Origin of the sequence: Ferrimonas balearica, assembly GCF_019802085.1 — a bacterium.
GTDB classification, from domain to species: Bacteria; Pseudomonadota; Gammaproteobacteria; order Enterobacterales; family Shewanellaceae; genus Ferrimonas; species Ferrimonas balearica_B.
On sequence record NZ_JAHVHV010000002.1, the window covers coordinates 34,259 to 51,941 of the forward strand.

The following is a 17,683-nucleotide window of genomic DNA, read 5'->3' on the forward strand; positions in this document are numbered from 1 at the left end:
CCCATGACCACCAACCTGGCCCGCATCATCGGCATGGACCTGTGGCACCACAAATGGTTGGTGGCCCTGGCCCTGTGCGTGTTGGCGTCCGCCATGGGGGTGGTCTGGTCGGCTCAGGAGTCCCGAAACCTGACGGCTCGCTGGAACGAGCTGTTGCAGGAGCGTGATCAGTTGGACGTGCAGTGGCGCCATCTGCTGCTGGAGGAGCAAACCCTGGCCGAGCACAGCCGGGTGGCCCGAAAGGCTACTCGAGACCTGCAGATGCACCGGCCCAAGCCCTCCCAGGAAAAAGTGGTGAGGCTGCCATGACGCGGCGCAAGGTCAACAAGGCCAGCAAGAACAAACAGGCCAAGCAGAAGCTTAAGCCGGTACCGTTTCGCTGGCGCTTGCAGCTGGTGACCGTGGCGATCCTGATGGTGTTCTCCGCCATCGTGGCCCGGGCGGCCTACATCCAGGTGGTGGCGCCGGACCGACTGCGCTACGAGAGCGATCTGCGCACCCTGCGCCTGGAGACCCGTGAAGTGCAGCGGGGCATGATCACCGATCGCAACGGCGAGATGCTGGCGGTCAGCGTGCCGGTGCAAGCGGTGTGGGCGGATCCCAAACGGGTGTTTGAGGGCAATGGCTTTGCCGATCCCCGACGCTGGCGGGCTCTGGCCGACATCCTCGAGCTCAAGGAGGCGGAGCTGGTGGCCCGGGTGAAAGAGGATCCGGCGCGCCGATTCATCTACCTGCGCCGTCAGGTCACCCCGGCGGTGGCTGAGTACATCTCCAAGCTGCGCATCCCCGGTGTCGGGCTCAAGCCCGAGTCCCGCCGCTACTACCCCGCCGGTGAAGCCACCGGCCAGCTGATTGGCCTGACCAACATCGACGACAAGGGGATCGAGGGGCTGGAGCGCAACTACGACGACTGGCTGACCGGGGCTCCGGAGCAGATCCGGGTGCGCAAGGGGCTGGGTGGCGAAGTGGTGGAGAACCTCTCGGTGGTGGCGGAGGGCGAGCACCCCAACGATCTGGTGCTGAGCCTGGACATGCGGGTGCAGAGTCTGGCCTACCGGGCGTTGAAGAAAGCCACCCAGTACCATATGGCCACCTCGGGCTCGCTGGTGATCATCGACATCCCCACCGGGGAGATCCTGGCGATGGCCAACACCCCAAGTTTCAACCCCAACCAGCGCAGTGGGGTCCAGGCCTACCAGATGCGCAACCGCGCCATCACCGACGCCTATGAGCCCGGCTCCGTGGTCAAGCCCCTGGTGGTGGCCGCCGCCCTGGAGCGCGGCCTGGTGACCCCGGACAGCGTCATCGACACCAGCCCCGGCTGGATGCGGGTCAGTGGAGGCCTGGTGCGGGACGGGCGCAACCTGGGCAAGCAGGACGTCAGCACCTTGCTGGTCAAATCCTCCAACATCGGCATGGCCAAAATGGCCCTGCAGATGGAGGTGGACGACGTACTGGCCTTCTACGCCGATTTTGGCCTGGGCACCTACAGCGGCATTAATCTGGACGGCGAGTCACCGGGTAACGTGCCCAAGCGCCGTCGCTGGTCCGAGCATGAACGGGCCACCCTGGCCTTTGGCTATGGCCTGACCACCACGCCCCTGCAACTGGCCCGTCTCTACGCCATCCTGGGGGGCGACGGCGTGGCGCGTCCTGCGTCCATCCTCAAGCTGCGAGAGGGCCAGGTGCCCCAGGGGGAGCAGGTGATTGCCCCGGAAGTGGCCCGTCAGGTGGTGCGAATCCTCACCGGGGTGACCGAACGGGGCGGCACCGCCACCCGCGCGGCCATCGACGGTTACACCGTGGCCGGTAAAACCGGCACCAGTCGTAAGGCCGTGGCCGGCGGTTACGGCGAAGATTACGTCACTCTTTTTGCCGGCCTGGCGCCGGCGGACAACCCCCGCCTGGCGATGGCGGTGGTGATCAACGAGCCCCAGGGGGACGCCTACTACGGCGGCACCGTGGCCGCCCCGGTGTTCTCCGAGGTGATGGCCGGGGCCTTGCAACTTTTGAACGTGGAACCGAGCCAGCGACCGCCCGCAGCGGGCACCCTGGCCTCGGTATGGGGGAGCGAAGATGTCGTCACTCGATGATCTGCTGGCTCCCTGGATGACGCTTGCAACAGGGATCCAATTCAATCAGTTGGCACTGGACAGCCGACGCGTACGCCCAGGGGATCTCTTTATCGCCGTGGCCGGCCACAGTGTGGACGGCCGCGATTTCATTGACGCCGCCATCGCCAACGGAGCGGTGGCGGTGCTGGCCCAGGCGGACCGCGACGAACGCCTGACGGATCGGGACGGGGTGGTGGTGGTGGGACTGTCCCGCCTTGCAGCCCGCCTCTCCGCCATTGCGCTGCGCGCCTACCCGGCCGCCAGCCGTCCGCGCCTGATTGGGGTCACCGGCACCAACGGCAAGACCACGGTCAGCCAGCTGTGCGCCCAACTGCTCAGCGCCCTGGGTCACCAGGCCGGGGTGATGGGCACCGTGGGCAACGGCCTGTGGGGGGATCTCACCCCGTCATTGAACACCACCTCGGACGCGGTCACCGTGGCCCGAGAGCTGGATCGGCAAGCCAAGCTCGGCGCCGAGGCGGTGGCTCTGGAAATCTCCAGCCACGGCCTCAGCCAGGACCGGGTAGCGGCCCTGCCCCTGGAGGTGGGGGTCTACACCAACCTCAGCCGCGACCATCTGGACTACCACGGTGACATGGCCAGCTACGCCGCCGCCAAGCGACAGCTGTTCCAGCTGCCCGGGCTTCAACTGGGGGTCTTTAACCTGGACGACGAAACCGGCGCTCGCTGGCACCGGGAGCTGAGCGGAACACTTCAGGCTCTGGGCTACAGCGCCCAGGGGGCCCGTTGCGACGGTCCCTTCCTGTCCGTCGAGTCGGCGCAATACCACGACCAGGGTGTCTCGGCCCGGGTGATCTCCAGCTTTGGCGTCGGTGAGCTGCACAGTCCTCTGCTGGGCGCGTTTAATCTGGCCAACCTTTTGGCCGCCTTGGGAGCCTTGCTGATGATGGGCTTCCCGCTGGAGCGGCTGCTGGCGGTGGTGCCCGGGCTGCACAGCGCCGCCGGGCGGATGGAGTGTTTCGGTGGTGAGGGTACCCCGACCCTGGTGGTGGATTACGCCCACACCCCGGATGCCCTGAGCCAGGCCCTGTCTGCCCTGCGTCCTCACTGCGACGGCGCACTCTGGTGCGTGTTTGGCTGCGGCGGCGAGCGCGACAGTGGCAAGCGTCCGCTGATGGCCCAGGCCGCAGAGCAGGGCGCCGATCATCTGATCATCACCGCGGACAACCCCCGCAGCGAAGCCTTTGTCACCATAGCGCAACAGATGGAGGCGGGGCTCAGTGGCCAGGCGGAGGTGATCGAGGATCGGGCGACGGCGGTGCGCCGGGCCTTCGCCGAAGCCCAGCCAGGGGACATGGTCCTGCTGGCGGGCAAGGGGCACGAAGATTACCAGCTGATAGGCGCTGAGCGCCTGGAGTACAACGAGCGCGCCTTGGCGCGCCAACTGGTGGAGCAAGGCGCATGATCCCGGTATCTCTGCAAACTCTGGCCCAGGCGGTGGGCGGCACCCTGGAAGGGGCGGACAGGACGGTGACCCGGGTCACCACCGACAGCCGGCAGCTGAGCGAAGGCGATCTCTTCGTGGCCCTGGTAGGCGAGCGATTCGATGGTCATGAGTTTGCCGATCAGGCCGCCGAGGCCGGCGCCGCAGCATTGCTGGTCAGTCGCAAGCTGGACAGCCCGCTGCCGCAGATCCTGGTGGCCGATACCCTGATGGCCCTGGGGCAGCTGGGCGCTTGGCTGCGTCATGCCCTCAATCCACTGTGCCTGGCCATTACCGGTTCGGTGGGTAAGACCTCGGTCAAGGAGATGACCGCCGCCATCCTGGCCCAACAGGGCCCCACCCTGGCGACTCGGGGCAACCTGAATAACACCATCGGCGTGCCGCTGACCCTGCTGGAGCTCAAGCCGGAGCACCGCTTCGCCGTGCTCGAGCTGGGGGCCAATCACGCCGGGGAGATCCGCTACACCTCCAGTCTGGTCGCCCCCAAGGCGGCGCTGATCAACAACATTCGCGGGGCTCACCTGGAGGGCTTTGGTGGCATCGAGGGAGTGGCTCGGGCCAAGTCGGAGATCTACGAGCACCTGGATGAGGACGGCGTGGCCATCGTCAACCTGGACGATGAACGCGCCCCCTGGCTGCTGGAGCAACTGGGGGAGCAAAACCGGATGACCTACTCCAGTCAGGACAGCGCCGATCTCTGGGCCTCGGCCATCAGCCGGGATCACTCCGGCTGCTACCACTTCCTGCTGCATCGCGGTGAAGCCCAGGCCCTGGTGCGCTTGCCCCTGCCCGGGCGCCACCAGGTGGACAATGCCCTGGCCGCCGCGGCCCTGGCCACCGCAGCGGATGTGTCGCTCGAGGCTATCGCCACCGGACTGGCCCTGGCCCCCACGGTGGCCGGTCGCACCCAGTTTTATCCTCTGAAAGATGAGGTCACCCTCATCGACGACAGCTACAACGCCAACGTCAGCTCCACCCACGCCGCCATCGATCTGATGAGCGAACGCCCCGGCAGCCGGGTGCTGGTGTTTGGTGACATGGGGGAGCTGGGGGACGAAGCGGAGGCCCAACATCGTGAAGTGGGGCGCTACGCCGAGGAAAAAGAGATTGACCGGCTGCTGACAGTGGGTACATTAAGCCGTTTTGCCGCCGAGACCCACTCGGCGGCCACTCATTTTGGGGAGCAAGCGGAGCTGCTTCCCGCCTTGTTGACCGAGCTGGCGGCTTTGCCCCGCCCGGTCACCGTGTTGATTAAAGGGTCGCGCAGTGCCCGCATGGAGAAAGTGGCTAAGGCCCTGCGCGACGAAATAGGGGAAAACGAATAGATGCTGGTTTACCTGGCGGAGTACCTGACGCAGTACTACAGCGTATTTAACGTCTTTTCCTACCTGACGTTTCGGGCCATTGTCGGCCTGCTGACCGCACTCGCCTTCTGCCTCTGGTCCGGCCCGCGCATGATCGCCTACCTGCAGCGCCTGCAGATCGGTCAGGTGGTGCGGGACGATGGCCCCGAGTCCCACTTCAGCAAGCGGGGCACCCCCACCATGGGCGGGGTGATGATCCTGGCAGGGATCTTTGTCTCCACCCTGCTGTGGGGGGATCTCTCCAACCACTACGTCCTCATCATGCTGTTCGTGCTGGGGGCCTTTGGTCTGATTGGCTTTATCGACGATTACCGCAAGGTGATCCGCAAAGATCCCAAGGGCCTGATCGCCCGCTGGAAGTATTTCTGGCAATCGGTGGCGGCTCTGGTGGTGGCAGTGGTGCTCTACCAGGTCACCGCGCCCGAGCAGCAGGTGCTGGTGGTGCCCTTCCTTAAAGAGGTGATGCCTCAACTGGGTCTGCTCTTTATCGCCCTGGCCTACTTCACTATTGTTGGCAGCTCCAACGCGGTGAATTTGACCGATGGTCTCGACGGGCTGGCCATCGTGCCCACCGTCATGGTGGCCGCGGCCTTTGCCCTGGTGGCTTACCTCAGCGGCAACGTCAACTTTGCCCAGTACCTGCACATCCCCTACCTGCCGGGTGCCGGTGAACTGGTGGTGGTGTGCACCGCCATGGTGGGCGCCGGGCTCGGCTTTTTGTGGTTCAACACCTACCCGGCCCAGGTCTTTATGGGCGATGTGGGCTCCCTGGCCCTGGGCGCGGCCCTGGGGGCGCTGGCGGTGTTGACTCGTCAGGAGATCCTCCTGGTGATCATGGGCGGCCTGTTCGTGGTGGAGACCCTGTCGGTGATCCTTCAGGTGGGCTCCTTCAAGCTGCGCCGTAAGCGAATTTTCCGCATGGCGCCCATCCACCACCACTACGAGCTGAAGGGCTGGCCGGAGCCGCGGGTCATCGTGCGTTTCTGGATCATCTCCCTCTGCCTCGTTCTGCTGGGTCTGGCGACCCTGAAGGTGCGCTGATGACCCAACCGGCCCCCCACACCTGGATCCTCGGCCTCGGCATTACCGGCCTCAGCGTGGTGCGCCACCTGGCTCGCCAGGGGATCGAGTTTGGGGTGTGGGACAGCCGGAGCCAACCCCCGGGGGCCGACGAACTGGCTCGGGATTTTCCGGAAGTGGTGCTGCGCAGTGGCCCCTTTGAAGGCGCCGAGCTCAAGCGCGCCCGCCAGTTGGTGGTCAGCCCTGGGCTCGATTGCCGCACCCCACCCCTGGCCGAGGCGATCGCCGCTGGGGTCGAAGTGTTGGGCGACATCGAACTTTTTGCTCGAGCCGCCGATGCCCCTGTGGTGGCCATCACTGGCTCCAACGGCAAATCCACGGTGACCACCCTGCTGGGTCACCTGGCGGGTCGCTGCGGGGTTAACGTCGGGGTGGGGGGCAACATTGGCACCCCGGCCCTGGATCTGCTCGGCCAGGGCCACGACCTCTACGTCCTGGAGCTGTCCAGCTTCCAGCTGGAGACCACCCGTTCGCTCAGCGCCGTGGCCGGCACCGTGCTGAACGTCAGCCCGGACCACTTGGACCGCTATGACGGCTTTGAGGCCTACCGGGATGCCAAGCTAGCACTCTACCCCCAGTGCGCGACTTGCGTGGTCAATCGCGCCGATCCCAACACCCGGGCGCCCCATGGGGCCAAGGTGGTCAGCTTCGGCCCGGATCGGCCAGAGGCGGGGCAGTTTGGCCTTTGCGGTGACCATCTGGTGCAAGGGGAGACCGAGCTGCTATCCCGCCAGGCACTGCCGATGGTGGGCGGACACAACGAACAAAATGCCCTGGCGGCACTGGCCCTGGGGCAAGCCGCGGGTCTTGAGATGAGCGAGATGGTGGCGGCGCTTGAGAGCTACACCGGTCTGCCTCATCGCTGCGAGCCGGTGGCGACCGTGGCCGGCGTGCGTTACGTCAACGATTCCAAGGCCACCAACATCGGCGCCACCCTGGCCGCGTTGCAGGGGCTGGCGCTGGATCAGGTCTGGCTTATCGCCGGCGGCGATGCAAAGGGACAGGATCTGACGGAGCTGGCCCCGGCGGCCACGCAATTGGCCGGCCTGCTGACCCTGGGTAAAGACGGATCAGCCTTGGCGGCCCTGCGTCCCGACGCCATCAAGGTGGACAGCATCGAACAGGCGGTGGTCGAGGCCGCCGCCCGGGCAAAGCCCGGCCAGATGGTGCTGCTCTCACCGGCCTGTTCCAGCCTCGACATGTTTGCCAGTTTCGAACAGCGCGGTGATCGCTTCAGCGCCGCCGCTCGGGGGCTGTCGTGAAGGCCCCGGCGGCGCAACTGAGCCTGTTCAGCGACCGCTGGTCGGCGCTTTGGGCGCGGCTGTTCCCCGCCCGGGCACCGGGAATGCAGCTGTATGATCGGCTGCTGCTGGTGCTGATCCTCGCCCTGTCAGTGCTTGGCGTGCTGATGGTGACCTCCGCCTCCATGCCCGAGGGGCTAAAACTCACCGGCGACCCCTACTTTTTCGTCAAGCGCCAGGTGGGCTTTCTCTTGACCGCCCTGATGATCGGCGTGGTGGTGCTGCAGGTGCCCATGAGCTTCTGGGACCGCCAGAGCTGGCTGTTGATGCTGGCGGCGCTGTTGCTGCTGGTGGCGGTGCTGCTGGTGGGGCGCAACGTCAACGGCGCCACCCGTTGGCTGCCGCTGGGGCCGTTGAATCTGCAGGTGGCGGAGGTGGCCAAGCTGGCCTTGTTCGTCTTCCTGGCGGGATACCTGGTGCGCCGTCACCAGGAGCTGAGGGAGCAGACCAAGGGGTTCGTCAAACCCATCCTGGTGCTGATGGTGTACGCGGGCCTTATCCTGCTGCAGCCGGACTTGGGTACCGTGGTGGTGATGTTTGTGACCGTGATGGGCATGCTGTTCCTGGCCGGGGCCCGGGTAGGAGAGTTTGTGGTGCTGGTGCTCTGTGGCATCGCCCTGGTGGTGGCCCTCATCATCTTCGAGCCCTACCGCATGAAGCGGGTGATCAGCTTTATGGACCCCTGGGCGGATCCCTTCGGCAGCGGCTACCAACTGACCCAGTCCCTGATGGCGTATGGCCGGGGTGACTGGCTGGGCCAGGGGCTGGGCAACAGCATCCAGAAGCTGGAGTACCTGCCCGAAGCCCATACCGACTTTATTTTCGCGGTGCTGGGGGAGGAGCTTGGCTTTATCGGCGTTGTAACCGTCCTGGCCCTGCTGCTCTGTCTGGCGATGCGTGCCCTGTGGATTGGCCACCTGGCCCTCAAGCAGGAGCAGGCCTTTGCCGGCTACCTGGCGTACGGCATCGGGATCTGGTTCAGCTTCCAGACCGCGGTGAACGTCGGTGCCAGTGTGGGCGTGCTGCCCACCAAGGGACTGACATTGCCACTGGTTTCCTACGGTGGCAGCAGTTTATGGGTGATGACCGCGGCTTCGGCCATGTTGCTGCGGATCGATCACGAGCGGCGGGTCGCACAGACCCAGCCCGCAACAACAACGACGGAGGTGGCCAATGAGTCAGTCTGATGCCTCGACCGCCCCGCGGTTATTGGTGATGGCCGGGGGCACCGGCGGTCACGTTTTCCCCGCCCTGGCGGTGGCGCGTCGCTTGCGCCAGCAGGGGTGGGAGGTGCTCTGGTTGGGCACCGCCGAACGGATGGAGGCCCGACTGGTGCCCCAGCACGGCTTTGCCATCCGCTTTATCGACATCAAGGGGGTGCGGGGCAATGGTCTGGTGCGCAAGCTCAAGGCCCCCTTCCAGATCTTAAAGGCGATCGGCCAGGCCCGTGCCATTCAGGCCGAGTTTAAGCCCGATGTGGTGCTGGGGATGGGCGGCTACGCTTCCGGCCCAGGCGGGATCGCCGCCTGGCTGCGTCGCACCCCGCTGGTGCTGCATGAGCAAAACGCCGTGGCCGGCGCCACCAACAAGATCCTGGCTCGCTTTGCCCGCCGGGTGCTGGTGGCTTTCGATGCGGTGCTGCCGGACAGCGAACGGGTGGGCAACCCGGTACGGGATGAGCTGCTGGCCATCGGCGCCAGTGAGCCTGTGGCCCCCGACGGACCGCTCAAGGTGCTGGTGGTGGGGGGCAGCCTGGGTGCCCGCGTGCTTAATGAGTTGGTGCCCCAGGCGGTGGGGCAGCTGTCGGATCAGGCAGCGGTGACCGTCTGGCACCAGGTGGGCCGTGGCAACCGAACCGAAGTGGAGCAGCACTGGCGCGAACAGGCACCCGGTGTGGGGGCCCAGGTGGCGGAGTTCATCGACGACATGGCCGCGGCATACGCCTGGGCGGATCTGGTGATCTGCCGGGCCGGCGCCCTGACCGTGGCGGAGTTGGCGGCCACCGGTCGGCCGGCACTGCTGGTGCCCTTTCCCCACGCGGTGGACGATCACCAGACCAAGAACGCCGAGGCCCTGGTGCAGGCGGGGGCGGCGGTGCTGATGCCGCAGTCCCAACTGACCGCCGAAGGGCTGGCCGAGCAGCTGCTCGGCTTGGCAGAACAACCGGAGCGTCTGCAGGCCATGGCCCAGGCGGCTCGTGACAGTGCAGTCCTGGACGCCACCGACCGGGTGGCGGGGATCTGTGAACAATTGGCCCGGAGAGAACACGATGAGTGAAGTACGAGTCTCTGCCGCCAGCAGCCCCCGTCCGGGGATGGGGCGCGTTAAACGCATTCATTTTGTCGGCATCGGCGGTGCCGGCATGGGCGGGATCGCCGAGGTCCTGGCCAACGAGGGGTACCAGGTCAGCGGCTCCGACATCGCACAGAACCCGGTGACAGAGCGCCTGGTTCAGGCCGGCGCGACCGTCCACATCGGCCACAGCGCCGAATGGGTGGCTGACGCGGACGTGGTGGTGGTCTCCACCGCCATCCGAGAGGAGAACCCGGAGATCCGGGCCGCCCGCGAACGACGAATCCCGGTGGTGCGCCGGGCCGAGATGCTGGCGGAGCTGATGCGCTTCCGACATGGCATCGCGGTGGCGGGCACCCACGGCAAAACCACCACCACCAGCCTCACCGCCAGCCTCTTTGGCGAGGGGGGGCTGGATCCGACCTTCGTCATTGGTGGCAAGCTCAACAGCGCCGGCACCAATGCCCAGCTGGGACTGGGGCGCTACCTGGTGGCGGAAGCGGACGAGTCCGACGCCAGTTTTCTGCATCTGCAGCCGATGGTGGCGGTGGTGACCAACGTCGAGCCGGACCATATGGACACCTACGGCGGCGACCTCAACAAGCTGCACGACACCTTCGTGGATTTCCTCCACAACCTGCCGTTTTACGGCACCGCGGTGATGTGCATCGACGATCCGGGAGTGCTGGCAATCCTGCCGCGCGTCGGCCGGCGCATCGTCACCTATGGGTTTGCCCCCGAGGCGGACATCCGGGCCGAGGATTTTGTCCAGGTGGGCACCCGAAGCCAGTTTACTCTGCACCGTCCGGACCGCGAGCCTCTGGCCCTGACCCTCAATCTGCCGGGCCGGCACAATGTGCAAAACGCCCTGGCGGCCATCGCCGTGGCGATGGAGGAGGGCGTCGACGACGAGGCGATGATCCGCGCACTGGATGGCTTTGCGGGCATCGGCCGGCGCTTCCAGCAATACGGCGAATTCGATACCGGCGCCGGCAAGGTGCTCTTGGTGGACGATTACGGACACCACCCCAGTGAGGTGGCAGTCACCATTAAGGCCGCCCGGGCCAGCTGGCCCGAGCGCCGTTTGGTGATGGTTTACCAGCCCCACCGTTACAGCCGCACCCGCGATCTGTACGACGATTTCTGCGCGGTGCTGTCGGAGGTGGACTGTTTGCTGCTGATGGAGGTCTACAGCGCCGGTGAAGACCCAATCCCCGGGGCCGACAGCCGAGCGCTGAGCCGTTCCATCCGTCAGCGCGGCATCGATCCGGTCTACGTGCCCGGCCCGGAAGGGCTGCCAGCACTGCTGGCGGAGCAACTGCAGGATGGCGATGTGGTACTGACCCAGGGGGCGGGCAACATCGGGGCCCTGGCCCGGGAGCTGGCCCAGATGGGCCTGTCGGTGGAGAAGATGAAACAGGAGCGCAGCGGTGACTGAGGCGACCAAGCGGGACAAGGTAGCGGTGCTGTTTGGCGGCACCAGCGCAGAGCGGGCGGTCTCGCTCAACAGCGGCAGCGCGGTCTTGGCCGGGCTGCAGCGCGAAGGAGTGGATGCCCACGCTTTCGACCCCAAAGAGCGGCCCCTGACCGATCTGGTCGATTATGACCGCGCCTTCGTGGTGTTGCACGGGCGGGGCGGTGAGGATGGCACCCTGCAGGGGGCGCTGGAGCTGATGGGGATCCCCTTTACCGGCTCCCGATCCCTGGGCTGTGCCCTGGCGATGGATAAGGTGCGCACCAAGTGGCTTTGGGCCGGCGTCGGTCTGCCCACTGCGGATTTTGAAGTAGTTGAAAAAGAGTCATTTAGTCGCGACAAAGCCGAGGCTATAATGGCCCGCTTGGGCTCGCCGGTGATGGTGAAACCGGCCAATGAAGGCTCCTCCATCGGCATGGCCAAGGCCAACACCGAGGCGGAACTGGCGCAGGCGATCGAGGCGGCGCTGGTCTACGACAGCACCGTTCTGGTGGAGGCCTGGATCCACGGTCCCGAGTACACGGTGGCAGTGCTCGGCGAAGAGGCCCTGCCGGCGATCCACATGGAAACGCCCAACGTCTTCTACGACTACCAGGCCAAGTACCAGAGCAACACCACCCAGTATCACTGCCCGGCGGGACTGAGTGACGACGACGAGCAGGCCCTGCGCGCCCTGGCGGTCCGTGCCTTTAAGGCGGTGGGGGCCAGTGGCTGGGGCCGGGTGGATGTCATGCGTGACGCCGATGGCCGCTGGCAACTGCTGGAAGTCAACACGGTGCCCGGGATGACCGAAACCAGCCTGGTGCCCAAGGCCGCCGCGGCGCTGGGCATCGATTTTGACACCCTGGTGACGCGGATCCTGGCGGACGCGCGCTAAAGGAGAGGGCGATGGCAATGGCACGATGGCAAGAGATCCGGTGGGGCCTGTGGCTTGGCCTGCTGTTTCTGGCCATGGTGCTTGTGGGACTGGTCCAGGGCGGTGTCTGGCTGAAAGCCTTCGCCACCAGTGCCGATGACCTGCCCATTGAAGAAGTGGCGCTGATCGGCGAGCGGCAGTACACCGATGACAGTGAAGTGCGCGATGCACTGGAAAGTCTGGAGCACTGGAGCCTGTTCACCGCCGACGTGGCCCAGATCCGGGATGCCCTGACCGAACTGCCCTGGGTTGACCGGGTGACGGTCCGGCGGGAGTGGCCCAACCGGCTGCGGGTGTTCCTGGTGGAGCAGCAACCGGTGGCCCACTGGGCCCAGGGGCAGTGGCTCAACGAGCGGGCGGAGGCGTTTTCCGCGCCGGAGCGCGCTGGCCTGGCCCCCCTGCCCCAACTGGCAGGGCCCCAGGGCAGCAGCGAAAAGGTGTGGCAAATGTGGCAGCAACTGGCTGAGCTGCTGGCTTTAAATGGGCATACAGGGCACTCTTTGAGTCTCAGTGCCCGACACGCCTGGCTATTGGTGCTGGACAACGGCATCGAGTTGGAGCTGGGCCGCAAGGATACCCTGGCTCGGGTGCAGCGTTTTATCGACGTCTGGCCGGAGCTGCAGCGCGAAGGGCGAGTGCCTCAGCGCGTGGATTTACGATACGACACGGGATTGGCCGTGCGTTGGCAGCAACAAGAGCAAGAGAAGCAGAAGGGATGACCACGAGCACAGAGACGGGTTTGGTCGTTGGACTGGATATCGGCACCGCCCAGGTCACCGCAGTGATCGGTGAGGTGCTGCCGGACGGCGAGATCAGCGTGATCGGCATCGGCAGCCAATTGTCCCGCGGCATGGACAAGGGCGGGGTCAACGATCTTGATTCCGTAGTCCGCAGCGTCCGCCTGGCCCTGACCCAGGCGGAGAGCATGGCGCAGTGCGAGGTGGCGTCGGTCTACCTGAGCATCTCAGGCCACCACATCAGCTGCCAGAACGAAAAGGGCATGGTCTCCATCGACGGCGCCGAGGTGCTGCAGGAGGACGTGGAACACGTCATCCACACCGCCCAGTCGGTGAAGATCCCCACCGAGCGGCGCATTCTGCATGTGCTGCCCCAGGAGTTCACCATCGATGAGCTGGAGGGGATCCGCAGCCCGGTGGGGATGTCCGGCATGCGGATGGAAGCGGACGTGCACATGGTGACCTGCGCCTCGGATTGGGCGCGCAACATCACCAAGTGCGTTGAGCGCTGCGGCATCCACGTGGACGACCTGGTCTTCTCCGGCATCGCCTCCGCCGAAGCGGTGCTGACCGAAGATGAGAAAGATCTGGGCGTCTGCCTGGTGGACATCGGCGCCGGCACCACCGACATCGCGATCTACGCTGGGGGTGCACTGCGCCACTGCCGGGTGATCCCGGTGGCGGGCAACCAGGTCACCAACGACATCGCCAAGATTTTCCGCACCCCCCTGAGCCACGCCGAGCAGATCAAGGTGCAGTACGCCAGCGCACAGAGTGGCCTAGTGAGCCAGGAGGAGAGCATCGAGGTGCCCTCCGTGGGCGGTCGCCCCGCGCGCACCATGTCTCGCCAGACCCTGGCGGAGGTGGTGGAGCCGCGTTACCAGGAGCTGTTCGAGCTGGTGGCCGATGCCCTGCGCTCCAGTGGCCTGGAGGACCAGGTGGCGGCGGGTGTGGTGCTGACCGGCGGCACGGCACAGATAGAAGGGGCGGAGACCGTGGCGGAGGCGTGTTTTGGCATGCCGGTGCGCCTGGCCCAACCCCAGCCCCTCAAAGGGCTGAACGATTACATCCGGGAGCCCAGCTACGCCACGGCGGTGGGGCTCCTGCACTACGGTGCCCAGCAACTGATGGACAAGACCCAGGAACGGGCACCGCAAAATGGATTGGGCCAGCTGCTGGGCAGGATGCAGAGCTGGTTCAAAGGCGAGTTTTAACGAATTGGACGCGGGCTGAACGGAGATAAGAGCATGTTCGAGATTGTGGATAGTCACAGTGATGACGCGGTCATCAAGGTCATCGGCGTCGGTGGTGGCGGCGGTAACGCCGTCGAGCACATGGTGGAGCAGACCATCGAAGGGGTAGAGTTCATCTGCGCCAACACCGATTCCCAGGCGTTGCGCAAGTCCTCTGCCAACACCACCATCCAACTGGGCAAGAACGTCACCAAGGGGCTGGGTGCGGGCGCCAACCCCGAAGTGGGCCGGGAAGCCGCCATGGAAGACCGGGAAACCATCCGCGCGGCCATCGCCGGCTCCGACATGGTGTTCATCGCCGCCGGCATGGGCGGGGGCACCGGCACCGGTGCGGCCCCGGTCGTGGCCGAGGTGGCCAAGGAGGAGGGGATCCTCACCGTGGCCGTGGTGACCAAGCCGTTCACCTTCGAAGGTAAGAAGCGCTCCACTTTTGCCGATCAGGGCATCGAACAGCTGTCCAAGCAGGTCGACTCCCTGATCACCGTGCCCAACGACAAGCTGCTGAAGGTCCTGGGTGGCCGCACCAGCCTGCTGGACGCCTTCAAGGCTGCCAACAATGTGCTGCTGGGCGCGGTTCAGGGTATTGCTGAGCTGATCACCCGTCCCGGCCTCATCAACGTCGACTTTGCCGACGTGAAGACCGTGATGTCCGAGATGGGCAACGCCATGATGGGCACCGGCGTCGCTCGCGGCGAGGACCGGGCTGAAGAGGCGGCGGAAGCGGCCGTGGCCAGCCCGCTGCTGGAGGACATCGATCTGTCCGGCGCCCGCGGCGTACTGGTGAACATCACCGCCGGCCTCGACATCAGCATCGAAGAGTTCGAGACCGTGGGCAACCACGTCAAGGCCTACGCCTCCGAAAACGCCACCGTGGTGGTGGGTGCGGTGATCGATCCCGAGATGAGCGATGAGCTGCGGGTGACTGTGGTGGCCACCGGCATTGGCGCCGAGAAGAAACCGGACATTCAGTTGGTCTCCAATACGGTCGCTAAACCTAAGCAACCCGAGCCGACTCGCGAGAGCTACGCTGCCGAGCCGGCGGTGCCGAGTGCACCGACTATGGGCCGTCCCATCGTCGATTCCACCCCCGCCATGGGCGAGCCGAGCGAGCCGGCTCGTACTCCGGCCGCGGGCCAGGGGAATGTGGCGGCGGCAAAGCAGCCCAAAGAGAGTCAAGAGAAGGATTACCTGGATATCCCGGCATTCCTGCGTCGTCAGGCCGATTAAACCAATCGATCTGACTGGCCCGTCCAGACTTTGGTGATGTGGTCAATTTGTGATAGGATTGCGCCCCTGATTGAGAGGAGCAGTGAGCTAGATGAGTAAACAGCGAACGCTACAGCGCCCGATCCAAGCGGCGGGAGTGGGATTGCACTCCGGCAACAAGGTCACACTGGGGATCAAGCCGGCACCGGTCAACACGGGTATCGTGTTCCGTCGTGTCGACCTGGATCCCGTGGTGGAGATCGCCGCGCGCGCTGATCTGGTTCGTGAAACCACCCTGTGCACCGGCTTGGTTAACGAGCAGGGCGTCAAGGTGGCGACCGTCGAGCACCTGCTCTCCGCCCTGGCGGGACTGGGGGTGGACAACGCCTACATCGAGGTGGATGCCCCCGAGATCCCGATCATGGACGGCAGTGCCAGTCCCTTTGTCTTCCTGCTGCAAAGCGCCGGTATCGCGGAGCAGTCTGCGTCCAAACAGTATCTGCGGATCCGCAAGACCGTGCGCGTGGAAGATGGTGACAAATGGGCCGAGTTCCGCCCCTACCACGGCTTCAAGCTGGATTTCTCCATCGACTTCCAGCACCCCGAGATCAGCCGCAGCGCGCAGCGCATGACCCTGGATTTCTCCGCCGGGGCTTTCAGCCGCAAGATCAGCCGCGCTCGTACCTTCGGCTTTATGAAGGACATCGAGTTTCTGCGTGCTAACAACCTGGCGCTTGGCGGCAGCATGGAAAACGCCATCGTGCTGGACGAGTTCCGCATCCTGAACCCCGATGGGCTGCGGGATAAGGACGAGTTTGTGAAGCACAAGATCCTGGATGCCGTGGGCGACCTCTACCTGGCCGGCCATGCCATTCTGGGGGAGTTTCGGGCCCACAAATCTGGCCATGCGCTCAATAACCAGATGGTTCGTGCCGTGCTGGCCGACGCGTCCGCTTGGGAGCTGGTCAGCTTCGACCAGGCCCAGGAAGTCCCCATGGACTACCTGGTGCCCGCCACCGCTTAACCTCTTCGCTTCGCATTTTCTGGCCGCCCTGCATGGGCGGCCAGTCGTTTCAGCTTTTCCCCCAATTCGCCGCCTATATCCTTTGCCAGTTGTTGTAAGTGCTCACCAGCTTGGGGACTTAACCGATTGGAATTGGTCGGTTTTTGTTGCTCAAGCCGTGACAGCTGCGGGTTGACTTTGAATTCGATACTGGTGAGCATGGGAAACCCTTTGCTCCTCAGTTCTGACAGCAACTCGAGACGCTGGTATTGCAGTCGGGTGGCCCAGGCAGCGGAACTCACGCCGATCACCACCACGCCGCCGCGCAGGTTGGCGATGGCGCAGTGCGGGCGTGCTGCCGGGTCGATTAGGGGCATCAGATGTTGATGCAGCTGAGCCAAGGCACCGGATTTGTCCTGGATTTGGGCGAATCGATGGCCGACCAGATCAGCCAGATCTTGGGGCTTGGATTTCATCAATGGATTGGAACCAATGTAAGAACACCATGAGTGTAACAGTCTTTATCCGTGGAAAGCACGGCGTACGCCGTTATGAGCCGGGCAAGCGATGGATGCTGCTTCCGGCCGTTGTTGTTTGTGCCGGCCTCACCCTGTGGTGGCAGGCGAAGAGCGACGCCTCCCAGGTGGAGGGGCAGCTGGCGGTCGCGTCCGCTTCCACGGCTCAACATCAGAATGAGATCAGCGCCCTGCGTGAGCAGACCGAAGCCCAGCTCTCCCTGCTGGCCGCCCGATTGGGGCGGATGCAGGCGAGAATGAACCGGATCGAATCCGTGGGCATGGCGGTGGCCGATCGGGTCGAATTGGCGGATCAGTTCGATTTTCAAAGTGAAGTTGGTTTGGGTGGTGGCAATGTGCCCTCTGAACAGGGGGTTGAACTGGGTTTGCTGCTCGAACAGATGGATCAAATGCTGCTGCGCCTCGAGCGCTCAGATAATCAGCTTGCCCTACTTGAAACCCTGGAACGTCACCACCATATAGACAACGACAGTTACTTGTCCGGTCGCCCACTGCTCAAAGGCTGGCAGTCGTCCTCCTTTGGATACCGCAATGATCCATTTAATGGACGCCGGACGCTCCACCGCGGATTGGATTTTGCCGGTCCGGAAGGGGGAGAAGTGATCGCCACGGGGGCAGGAGTGGTATCCTACTCCGGCACCATGTTCGGATATGGCAATTTGGTGGAAATTGATCACGGTAACGGCATCAAGACCCGTTATGGTCACAATAAAGAAAATCTGGTGGAGTTGGGCCAGGTCGTGGCCAAAGGGGACACAGTAGCGCTGATCGGCAGTACCGGACGTTCTACTGGCCCCCATGTGCATTACGAAGTAATGCTCAACGATCAACAGGTGGACCCTGCGCGGTACGTGTACCGCAAGCCCAGAAGTTAGCGGGGCTCCATGCAATGTTAATTATCGGGCGCCGGCGAAAGCCGGCGCCTGCCGTAAAGTAGCGACG

General features: G+C 64.8%; 16 protein-coding genes. 15 read left to right on the plus strand and 1 reads right to left on the minus strand.

Annotated features, from left to right (window positions below):
* Positions 1–3 precede the first annotated feature (3 nt).
* The 14 genes from ftsL to lpxC all read left to right on the plus strand — a co-directional run bounded on the left by ftsL (position 4) and on the right by lpxC (position 16,226).
* Complete coding sequence (ftsL, locus tag KUV81_RS08325) at positions 4–309, plus strand: cell division protein FtsL (RefSeq protein ID WP_222543406.1); 306 nt, start codon at positions 4–6, stop codon at positions 307–309.
* On the plus strand, positions 306–2,093 hold the full coding sequence (locus KUV81_RS08330; protein WP_222543407.1) for a peptidoglycan D,D-transpeptidase FtsI family protein: 1,788 nt from the start codon (positions 306–308) through the stop codon (positions 2,091–2,093). Before ftsL ends, KUV81_RS08330 begins: the two co-directional genes overlap by 4 nt.
* Complete coding sequence (murE, locus tag KUV81_RS08335; RefSeq protein WP_222543408.1) at positions 2,077–3,540, plus strand: UDP-N-acetylmuramoyl-L-alanyl-D-glutamate--2,6-diaminopimelate ligase; 1,464 nt, start codon at positions 2,077–2,079, stop codon at positions 3,538–3,540. The genes KUV81_RS08330 and murE overlap by 17 nt, the downstream gene beginning before the upstream one ends.
* Positions 3,537–4,904, plus strand: coding sequence for a UDP-N-acetylmuramoyl-tripeptide--D-alanyl-D-alanine ligase (murF, locus tag KUV81_RS08340; RefSeq protein ID WP_222543409.1), 1,368 nt, complete (start codon positions 3,537–3,539; stop codon positions 4,902–4,904). The genes murE and murF overlap by 4 nt, the downstream gene beginning before the upstream one ends.
* Positions 4,905–5,984: a phospho-N-acetylmuramoyl-pentapeptide-transferase gene (mraY, locus tag KUV81_RS08345; protein WP_222543410.1), complete on the plus strand. Its 1,080-nt coding sequence runs from the start codon at positions 4,905–4,907 to the stop codon at positions 5,982–5,984.
* On the plus strand, positions 5,984–7,285 hold the full coding sequence (gene murD / locus KUV81_RS08350) for a UDP-N-acetylmuramoyl-L-alanine--D-glutamate ligase (RefSeq protein ID WP_222543411.1): 1,302 nt from the start codon (positions 5,984–5,986) through the stop codon (positions 7,283–7,285). Before mraY ends, murD begins: the two co-directional genes overlap by 1 nt.
* On the plus strand, positions 7,282–8,511 hold the full coding sequence (gene ftsW / locus KUV81_RS08355; protein ID WP_409995563.1) for a cell division protein FtsW: 1,230 nt from the start codon (positions 7,282–7,284) through the stop codon (positions 8,509–8,511). The genes murD and ftsW overlap by 4 nt, the downstream gene beginning before the upstream one ends.
* Complete coding sequence (gene murG, locus KUV81_RS08360) at positions 8,498–9,601, plus strand: undecaprenyldiphospho-muramoylpentapeptide beta-N-acetylglucosaminyltransferase (protein WP_222543412.1); 1,104 nt, start codon at positions 8,498–8,500, stop codon at positions 9,599–9,601. Before ftsW ends, murG begins: the two co-directional genes overlap by 14 nt.
* Positions 9,594–11,054, plus strand: coding sequence for a UDP-N-acetylmuramate--L-alanine ligase (gene murC / locus KUV81_RS08365; RefSeq protein ID WP_222543413.1), 1,461 nt, complete (start codon positions 9,594–9,596; stop codon positions 11,052–11,054). The genes murG and murC overlap by 8 nt, the downstream gene beginning before the upstream one ends.
* On the plus strand, positions 11,047–11,967 hold the full coding sequence (locus tag KUV81_RS08370; RefSeq protein WP_222543414.1) for a D-alanine--D-alanine ligase: 921 nt from the start codon (positions 11,047–11,049) through the stop codon (positions 11,965–11,967). The genes murC and KUV81_RS08370 overlap by 8 nt, the downstream gene beginning before the upstream one ends.
* Positions 11,968–11,984: 17 nt before the next feature.
* Positions 11,985–12,725 (plus strand): cell division protein FtsQ/DivIB, encoded by a 741-nt coding sequence (locus KUV81_RS08375; protein WP_261389327.1) that lies wholly within the window; start codon positions 11,985–11,987, stop codon positions 12,723–12,725.
* On the plus strand, positions 12,722–13,957 hold the full coding sequence (ftsA, locus tag KUV81_RS08380; RefSeq protein ID WP_222543416.1) for a cell division protein FtsA: 1,236 nt from the start codon (positions 12,722–12,724) through the stop codon (positions 13,955–13,957). Before KUV81_RS08375 ends, ftsA begins: the two co-directional genes overlap by 4 nt.
* 33 nt (positions 13,958–13,990) lie before the next feature.
* The gene (gene ftsZ, locus KUV81_RS08385; RefSeq protein WP_222543417.1) at positions 13,991–15,223 is read left to right on the plus strand and encodes a cell division protein FtsZ; all 1,233 of its coding nucleotides are present in this window, start codon (positions 13,991–13,993) and stop codon (positions 15,221–15,223) included.
* A gap of 91 nt (positions 15,224–15,314) precedes the next feature.
* Positions 15,315–16,226 carry a UDP-3-O-acyl-N-acetylglucosamine deacetylase gene (lpxC, locus tag KUV81_RS08390; protein WP_222543418.1) on the plus strand — a complete coding sequence of 304 codons (912 nt, stop codon included), beginning with the start codon at positions 15,315–15,317 and terminating at the stop codon, positions 16,224–16,226.
* Here lpxC and KUV81_RS08395 read toward each other — a convergent pair.
* Positions 16,223–16,681: a DUF721 domain-containing protein gene (locus KUV81_RS08395; protein WP_222543419.1), complete on the minus strand. Its 459-nt coding sequence runs from the start codon at positions 16,679–16,681 to the stop codon at positions 16,223–16,225. The genes lpxC and KUV81_RS08395 overlap by 4 nt on opposite strands.
* Before the next feature lie 29 nt (positions 16,682–16,710).
* Here KUV81_RS08395 and KUV81_RS08400 point away from each other — a divergent pair, with 29 nt between their 5' ends.
* Entirely contained in the window at positions 16,711–17,616 is a 906-nt protein-coding gene (locus KUV81_RS08400) for a M23 family metallopeptidase (RefSeq protein ID WP_222544226.1), read from the plus strand.
* Positions 17,617–17,683 lie beyond the last annotated feature (67 nt).

What these genes read in the sequence shown, in the direction of transcription:
- ftsL (WP_222543406.1), top strand. Translation starts at nt 4, where the DNA reads ATGACCACCAACCTGGCCCGCATCATCGGCATGGACCTGTGGCACCAC.
- KUV81_RS08330 (WP_222543407.1), top strand. Translation starts at nt 306, where the DNA reads ATGACGCGGCGCAAGGTCAACAAGGCCAGCAAGAACAAACAGGCCAAG.
- murE (WP_222543408.1), top strand. Translation starts at nt 2,077, where the DNA reads ATGTCGTCACTCGATGATCTGCTGGCTCCCTGGATGACGCTTGCAACA.
- murF (WP_222543409.1), top strand. Translation starts at nt 3,537, where the DNA reads ATGATCCCGGTATCTCTGCAAACTCTGGCCCAGGCGGTGGGCGGCACC.
- mraY (WP_222543410.1), top strand. Translation starts at nt 4,905, where the DNA reads ATGCTGGTTTACCTGGCGGAGTACCTGACGCAGTACTACAGCGTATTT.
- murD (WP_222543411.1), top strand. Translation starts at nt 5,984, where the DNA reads ATGACCCAACCGGCCCCCCACACCTGGATCCTCGGCCTCGGCATTACC.
- murG (WP_222543412.1), top strand. Translation starts at nt 8,498, where the DNA reads ATGAGTCAGTCTGATGCCTCGACCGCCCCGCGGTTATTGGTGATGGCC.
- murC (WP_222543413.1), top strand. Translation starts at nt 9,594, where the DNA reads ATGAGTGAAGTACGAGTCTCTGCCGCCAGCAGCCCCCGTCCGGGGATG.
- KUV81_RS08375 (WP_261389327.1), top strand. Translation starts at nt 11,985, where the DNA reads ATGGCACGATGGCAAGAGATCCGGTGGGGCCTGTGGCTTGGCCTGCTG.
- ftsA (WP_222543416.1), top strand. Translation starts at nt 12,722, where the DNA reads ATGACCACGAGCACAGAGACGGGTTTGGTCGTTGGACTGGATATCGGC.
- ftsZ (WP_222543417.1), top strand. Translation starts at nt 13,991, where the DNA reads ATGTTCGAGATTGTGGATAGTCACAGTGATGACGCGGTCATCAAGGTC.
- lpxC (WP_222543418.1), top strand. Translation starts at nt 15,315, where the DNA reads ATGAGTAAACAGCGAACGCTACAGCGCCCGATCCAAGCGGCGGGAGTG.
- KUV81_RS08395 (WP_222543419.1), bottom strand. Translation starts at nt 16,681, where the DNA reads ATGAAATCCAAGCCCCAAGATCTGGCTGATCTGGTCGGCCATCGATTC.
- KUV81_RS08400 (WP_222544226.1), top strand. Translation starts at nt 16,711, where the DNA reads ATGAGTGTAACAGTCTTTATCCGTGGAAAGCACGGCGTACGCCGTTAT.